This is a genomic window from Kitasatospora sp. MBT66 (assembly GCF_000710405.2).
Taxonomy (GTDB): Bacteria; Actinomycetota; Actinomycetes; order Streptomycetales; family Streptomycetaceae; genus Kitasatospora; species Kitasatospora purpeofusca.
In genome coordinates this window covers 53,185-60,072 of the sequence record NZ_JAIY01000016.1, presented here as the reverse complement: position 1 = coordinate 60,072, position 6,888 = coordinate 53,185, and the positions used below count along the sequence as shown (strand labels likewise).

General features: G+C 77.0%; 5 protein-coding genes and 1 pseudogene. 2 read left to right on the top strand and 4 right to left on the bottom strand.

Annotated features, from left to right (window positions below):
* A pseudogene (locus BI06_RS51700) lies at nt 1-398 on the top strand (hypothetical protein); the annotation flags it as partial.
* 9 nt (nt 399-407) lie between these two features.
* Nucleotides 408-773: an iron chaperone gene (locus BI06_RS36225; protein ID WP_043475485.1), complete on the top strand. Its 366-nt coding sequence runs from the start codon at nt 408-410 to the stop codon at nt 771-773.
* A gap of 31 nt (nt 774-804) precedes the next feature.
* Here BI06_RS36225 and BI06_RS36220 read toward each other — a convergent pair whose 3' ends face one another.
* The 4 genes from BI06_RS36220 to BI06_RS36205 form a co-directional block, all read right to left on the bottom strand.
* Complete coding sequence (locus BI06_RS36220) at nt 805-3,759, bottom strand: LuxR family transcriptional regulator (protein WP_043475482.1); 2,955 nt, start codon at nt 3,757-3,759, stop codon at nt 805-807.
* A gap of 216 nt (nt 3,760-3,975) precedes the next feature.
* Nucleotides 3,976-4,686: a TetR/AcrR family transcriptional regulator gene (locus BI06_RS36215; RefSeq protein ID WP_043475480.1), complete on the bottom strand. Its 711-nt coding sequence runs from the start codon at nt 4,684-4,686 to the stop codon at nt 3,976-3,978.
* A 61-nt stretch (nt 4,687-4,747) separates the two neighbouring features.
* Nucleotides 4,748-5,986 (bottom strand): cytochrome P450, encoded by a 1,239-nt coding sequence (locus BI06_RS36210; protein ID WP_043475477.1) that lies wholly within the window; start codon nt 5,984-5,986, stop codon nt 4,748-4,750.
* Nucleotides 5,987-6,095: 109 nt separating this feature from the next.
* A complete protein-coding gene (locus tag BI06_RS36205; protein ID WP_030394583.1) occupies nt 6,096-6,599 on the bottom strand; it encodes a hemerythrin domain-containing protein in 504 nt (167 codons plus the stop codon).
* Nucleotides 6,600-6,888 lie beyond the last annotated feature (289 nt).

The following is a 6,888-nucleotide window of genomic DNA, read 5'->3' as shown; positions in this document are numbered from 1 at the left end:
TGCTGGAGACCGGCCGGGAGCGGCCGCTCGCGCGGCTGGCCGCCCGGCTGACGCCCGAGCACGGCCGCCTCGCGGCCCTCGGCGGGGGCGGCCCGCTCGCCGAGCTGTTCGACCCCTCCGTCCGGGCGCTCTCCGCCGTTGCCGCGCGGGCGTTCCGCCGACTGTCCGGGCTGTCCGCCGTCGAGTTCGACCGGGAGGACGCCGCGCGGCTGCGCGGCTCGGACCCGGACCTCGCGTCGGCACTGGACGAGGCGCTCGACGAACTGGTGGAGAGCGGGCTGGTGCAGGCCGCACCGGGCGAACGGTACCGGCTGCTCCCGCTGCTGCGCCTGCACGCCGGGAGCGGCGGCGCGGGGGAGCGTCCGGAGGTCCCGCGCCGGGGCGGGGACGGCGCGTAGCCTCCTGGGATGGTGCGAAGCGCGGCGGAGGACGTGGACGGCTACCTGGCCGAGGTGCCGGACGAGCGCAGGGAGGTCCTGACCGACCTGCGGCGGCTGTGCCGCCGGGAGCTGGCGGGCTTCACCGAGGTGATGGCCCACGGCATGCCCGCCTACGAGCGGGACGGGGTCGCGGAGCTCGCCTTCGCCAGTCAGAAGCAGTACATCTCCGTCTATCTGATGCGCGGTGACGTGCGCGAGGAATTCGCGGATCGGCTGGCGGGACAGGACATGGGCAAGGGGTGCCTCCGGTTCCGCCGACCGGAGGCCGTCGACCTCGGTCTGCTGGGCGACCTGCTGCGGGCGACCGCGGCGCGGCCGGGCCCGGTCTGCTGACGGGACGGAGCGCGGGGCGCCGCGCCGACGGTCAGGACACCTCCAGGAGCGCGACGGCCGGTTCCGCGACGGTTTGTCCGGCGACGGTCGGCAGGCGGTGGACGATCTGCGCGCGGCCGGTGATGCCGAGTTTGGGGAAGAGCCGGTAGAGGTGCGACCCGACGGTGCGGGGCGAGAGGTCCAGTTGTCGGCCGATCTCCCGGTTGCTGAGGCCGAGGGCGGCGAGGTCCGCGATCCGCCGCTCCTGCGGGGAGAGCCGGGGCCGCTCCGGGCCGGTGTGCCCGGGCCGGGCGGGGCGTTCGCCGGTGGCCCGCAGCTCCGCCGCGACGTCCAGGGCGCGCCGGCGCTGGCCGAGGGCCGTGAACACCTCCATCGCCGCCCGCAGCGAGGTCCGGGCCGCCGCGGGACGACGGGCGCGTCGCAGCGCGGAGCCGTGCGCGAGGTGGACCAGCGCGTACAGCTGCGGCCACCCGGCCAGTTCGCCGGATCCGAGGACGCCGGTCGGCACAGCGCGGCCCTCGCCGGGCGCCAGGACGGCTTCCGCGTAGGCGAGTTGCAGCCTCGCGGCCGGCGCCGGCCGGGGGTGGGCGTACTGCTCGGCACGGCGGAGCAGACGACGGGCCTCCGGACGGTGGTCACTCCGGCGGGCGGCGTCCGCGAACGGTGCGACCAGGTCGAGCGCCACGGCGGGGTGGTGCGCCGGGTCGCCGGGGTCGAAGAGCCGCCGGAGCCGCTCGTACGCCGCCAGGTGTCGGCCTTCGCCGACGGCCGCGGCGGCCCGGGCCGCGACGGACACGGCGAGGACGTCGACGCGGCCGGTCCGCAGGGCTTCCGCCCCGGCCCGTTCGGCGGCGGTGCGGGCGCGCTCGGGGTCGCCGGCCAGTCCGGCCGACATCGCCTCGAAGGCCGTCGCCGGGGCGCCCCAGGCGGTGCGGCCGGTGTCCTCGGCGCAGTCCGCGAGCGCGGCCGCGGCCTGCCGGACGGCCTCGGCGTCACCGCGGACGGTGGCGACGGCCGCCCGCCGGGCGTGGAGCGCGGGAAGCAGCCCGTGCAGCCCCAGGGCGTGCAGATGGGGCAGGCAGCGGGTGTCTATCTCCTCCGCCCGGGTGTGCTCGCCGAGGGCGTGGGCGGCCTCGGCGAGCATCAGTGCGTGCGCGACGGGGTGGGGGTCGGGGGCGGCCTCGAACCGTTCCAGCGCCCGGCGCAGCGGGCCGGCCGCCGCGGCCGGGGCCAGGAGCGCGAGGATCGCCGTCCGCGCGGCGGTGATGCTCCCGGCGCCGTCCGCGCGACCTGCTTCGTCGGAGCAGTCCGAGCAGCTCGAGCAGTCGCAGCAGCCGGAGCAGTCGAAGCAGTCCGAGTAGTCGGAGGAGTCGGAGCCGCCCGGCGGCAGGGCGTCGAGCGCCGCGAGGACCTCGGCCGCCGGGGCCGGGCCCAGCGCTCCCCGGTGGCAGAGCCGGGCGGCCAGCAGCAGCAGGCGCGCGGCACGGTCGGCCGCGTCCGGGGCGAGCCTGCGGGCGTCGGCGCACAGCCGTCCCACCGTGCTCGGCGAGGGCGGCGGGCAGCCGGTCGCGGTGGCCCGCAGCCAGTGCAGGGCGGTGCGGTCGGCGGCGGTGAGCCGCTCGGCCGCGGCGGCGGCCAGGTGGTGGCGGGTGAGGCCGGGCCGTCCGAGGGCGCGGGCGTGTTCGGCGGCCAGCAGGTGGCGGCGCCCGCGGTCGCCGCCGTCGGCGGAGAGCCGGGCCGCGAGATCGAGCAGGGCGGTGTCGGGCACCGGTGTGCCGACGGCGACGGCGCTCCGGTGGCGCTCCTCCAGGGCACGGGCCAGGGCCTCGTCCGGCCCCGGGGCAGAGGTCGCCCGGTGGAGCAGGGCCCGCTCCGGCCGGTCGGCCAGGATCCGGGCCCAGGCGGCATGGGCCGCCGCGCGGCGGTGGCCGGCCGCCTCCAGGGTGGCCACCGCGTCCGGCCGACGGCGGAACCGGACGCCACCGCCCTCGTGCGGCAGCACCAGCAGTCCGGCCCGCACCACCGCGTCCAGGGCTGCTCCCGGGACCGGCCCACCGTGCAACGCGGCCGCCGCGACGAGGAGTTCGTCCAGGTCCGGGTCGGGTTCGCAGGCGGCGGCCAGCAGCACGGCCCGGCTTTCGGGGCCCAGGCGTCGAAGGCGTTCCGCGTGGATCCGGCGCAGCCGCGGCCCGATGCGCGGGGTCGGGTCCGCTGCTCCGCCGTCCGGCTGCTCGCCCGGCCCGGCGTGCTGCTCCTCGGCGGCCGCCTCGACCAGCGCCAGGGGGAGGCCTCCGGCCGCCTCGGCGATCTCCTGCCGACGCCGCCGTGACAGCCCGGGGAAGCGGGTGTCGAGCAGCCGGGCCGCCGTCGGGGCGTCGAGCGGTCCGAGCCGCAGCGTGTCGCCCTGCGGCGGCCGGGCGGCCGGGGTGTCGGCTCGGGCCGCGCAGAGCACGGCGAGGCCGGGCGCGGCGGCGGAACCGAGGTGGTGCAGCACCGCCAGGGCCTGCGGCGCGAGCCGGTGCGCGTCGTCGACGACCAGCAGCAGCGGCCGTTCGGCCCGCAGGCGGTCCGCCTCCGCGGCGAGGGCCCGGGCGAGCCCGGCGGGGCTCGGTGCCGTGCCGATGCCGTCCGGCTCCCGGCCGTCACCGGCCCCGAGGTGATCGGCCCCGGCGTGACCGGCGGCGGTGCGGACGGCCCGGGCGGCGGCCTTCGCCCAGTAAACGCCCGCTTCCCCGGCCGGACGCCGGTCGCCCGGGGCACCGACCCAGGCGGTGACCGCGCCGGAGCGCTCCGCCCGGCGGGCGGCCTCGCGGAGCAGGGCCGTCCGGCCGATCCCGGGCTCGCCGGTCACCACGAGCAGGCCGCCGGCGGGGAACGCCCGCGCCGACCAGACGGCGACCAGGTCGAGTTCGCCGTCCCTCCCGACCAGCGGGGCGCCGCCCTCGTGCCACCAGGGCGCCTCGTCGATCCCGTCCGTCGTACCCACCGCGAACCTCCGTGCCGGTCGTCGTTCCACGGGCTTCCCGTCGGCGGGCGGCCCGGGACCATCTCAGCCGGGTGGGGCAGGCGGGAACAGGAAGTTGGCAGGCGGTTCGGGGCGGCGGGGCAGCCGAGCTGCCGGGCGGGCTCCGACGGTGGCCGCCCGGCCGCCCGGCTCGGACCGGCGGTCGTTCGCTGCGGCTCGGCGGTCGTCGGGCTCGGCTCAGCGGTCCTCCGGCCTCCCGAGCCGTGCCTCGGCGGCGTCGAGGAGGAGGTCGAGCGCGTGGGGGTAGGCGCTGCGGTTCATGTCGGCGGTCAACAGGTGCGCGGTGGCCGCGATGTGCGGGTGGGTGGTGGCGTCGAGGCGCGCGTAGGAGGCCTGCCAGACCTGGTAGTCGGCGCTCAGGGCGGCCGCGGGCAGCGCGAGGGCGGCGGCGTCGAGCACGGCGAAGCCGAGGCTCTGGTCGACGAAGGCGTGGTAGATGCGGACGGCCTCGGGGTCCGGGAAGCCGGCGTTGCGCAGTATGCCGAGGATGTTCTCGACGGCGGTGATCTCGTTGGCCCGGCCGGTGGTGCGGTGGGCGGCGAGCAGGGCGGCCTGGGGGTGGGCCTGGTAGGCGGCGTGGATGCGCAGGCCGATGGCCCGCAGGTCGGCCCGCCAGTCGCCGGTGGGCCGCCAGCCGTGCTGGGCGCGGCCGATGAGCTCGTCGGCGATGGCGATCAGCAGGTCGTCGGTGCTGTGGAAGTAGCGGTACACCGCGCTGGGGTCGGCGCCGAGCGCGGCCCCGAGCCGCCGGACGGTGAGCGCCTCGGCGCCGTGCAGGCCGACCAGCCGCAGGGCGGTGTCGACGATCAGCTCGGCGGACAGGACGACGCCCTGTTTGGTGGGCCGGCGGCGCTTCCGCTCGGGCTCGGGAACCACACGTTCGGTCATGCGCGCCAGGGTATGTCAACGGCATTGACGTAGGGAGGGGGAACGCGTGGATCGCGCGGATCTACTCCGCTCGCCGCACCGGGAGGCTGCGGGGGCCGCGCACCAGGAGGCCCGGCCGGTACGGCAGCCCGGCGGGGTCGGCGGCGAGGGACAGCGCGGGCAGGGCGTCGAACAGGCGGGGCAGCGCGATCGTCGCCTCCAGCCGCGCCAGTCGGGCGCCCAGGCAGATGTGCGGGCCGTGCCCGAAGGCCACGTGCGGCAGGGCGCGGCCGTCACCGGGGGCGAACCGGTCGGGCCGGAAGGCGTCCGGGTCGGGGAAGACCTCCGGATCGCGGTTGGCGGCCGCCAGGACGACCAGGACGGAGGAGTCCCCCGGGACGACCGCGCCGGAACCGAGGTCGACCTCCTCGCGGGTGCGCCGCCAGGTAGTGCCCTCCAGCGGGCTGGCGTGACGCAGCGTCTCCTCGACCACCGCGGCCCACCGGGGCTCGCCCTCCTGCCGGGCCGAGGCCAGCTCGCCGGGGTGGCCGAGCAGCAGCAGCGAGGCGGAGGCGAGCAGGTTCATGGTGGTCTCGTAGCCGGCGAAGAGCAGCAGGAACGCCATCGCCAGCAGTTCGGTGTCGTCCAGCGCCTCGGCGTCCTCGTCGGCGGCGAGCAGGCTGAACAGGTCCTCGCCGGGCTGCTCCCGCTTGGCCGCGATGAGTCCGGTGAAGTACCGGTGCAGGCTCTGCCAGGCGTCGTCGATCTCGCCGGGAGCGAGGGCGCCGGCGGGGGAGCCGACCCGGTAGGTCCAGGTGCGCAGGTCCGCCCGGTCCTCCTCGGGCACGCCGAGGATCTCGCCGATCACCAGGACCGGCAGCGGGAAGGCGAAGTCGTCGACGAGGTCGGCGGCCCCCTCGCGGTCGAGGCGCTCGGCGAGCCCGTCGAGCACCTCCTCGGTGAGCCGGGCGATCCGCTCGCCCAGGGCGTCCACCCGGCGCGGGGTGAAGGCCACCGAGGCCAGCCGACGCAGGCGGCGGTGCTCGGCGCCGTCGGTGTTGAGCATGTGCTGCTCCAGGACGGACCGCGCCCCGGCCGCCGGTCCCACCCGGCCGGACCCGCCGGCGCGCGGCGCCGGGACGTTGGAGAACCGGGGATCGGCCAGCACCGCCCTGGCCTGCCGGTAGCCGGTCACCAGCCAGGCCGAGGTCCCGTTGGACAGGTCCACCCGGGCCGCCGGGCCCTGCACGCGCAGCCCGGCGTAGTACGGGTAGGGGTCGCGGGCGAACGCGGCGTCGGCGGGGTTCAGAACTGTGGTCACCGGGTCATTCTCGCCGGGGCCGTCCGGGCGGCCGACAGGGCCCCCGGCCCGGACGGATCCGGGCCGGGGGAGCGGGGCGCGGCCGCCCCCGCGCGTCACCGTCGCGGGGTCACGTCCGGACCGGGCGGAAGACCGGCTCCGGCCAGTCGCCGTCCGGGACCATCCGGTCGAGCGCCGCGCCGATCACCCGCTCCTCGTACCGGAAGTGCGACTCCATGATCGCCGTCAGCCCGTCGAGTTCGCGCCGGATCGCCTCGTCCGCGCCCCGGTCGCCGTCGTCGGCGGCCTGCCGGGCGAGTTCGGCGACCCGGGTCAGGATCGAGGAGATGAAGCTGTGGTCCTCGACCAGCTTCTCGACCGTCCCCGCCAGATCGGGCCGCTCGCGCACCAACTGTGCGAACAGTCCGTCGTCCTCGCCCCGGTGGTGGGTCTCCAGGGCGCTGCAGAAGGCCAGACAGTGGGCGGCGAGCGTCCCGCCTCCGCCCGTGCGCCGGTGCCCCGCACCGGACTTGAGGTCGCTCTTGAGGTCGTTGATCAGGCGACGCAGTTCGTCGTGTGCCAGCGAGAGCTGCCGGCCGAGGGCGGCCGTACGGCCGCCGTCCTGGGAAGCCACGTTCGGGCCGTCCCTTCGGTTGTCGCACCTCCATGCCTGACGCAGTCCGTCACCGGCACGCGATGCCGCCGCGATCCGATCACACCCTCCTCCGCCCGGGCAAGTGCCGGGCCGCGCGCCCCGGATGCGTTCATCGCAAGCCATTGCAACGAATGCCCCGACCGCTCGTTGCATTGAGCGCCAAGCCATTGCGATGGAAGCGTCAGAATCCTTGCTTTGAAGCTACTTAAAGCAGCTCTTCATCGTTGACCAAATACTGAACGCAATGTAGCGTCGTCGTTGTTCAGAG

Bases quoted from the DNA above. Each gene is read 5' to 3' on its own strand.
- BI06_RS36215 (WP_043475480.1), bottom strand. From the start codon at position 4,686: ATGACCGAACGTGTGGTTCCCGAGCCCGAGCGGAAGCGCCGCCGGCCC.
- BI06_RS36225 (WP_043475485.1), top strand. From the start codon at position 408: ATGGTGCGAAGCGCGGCGGAGGACGTGGACGGCTACCTGGCCGAGGTG.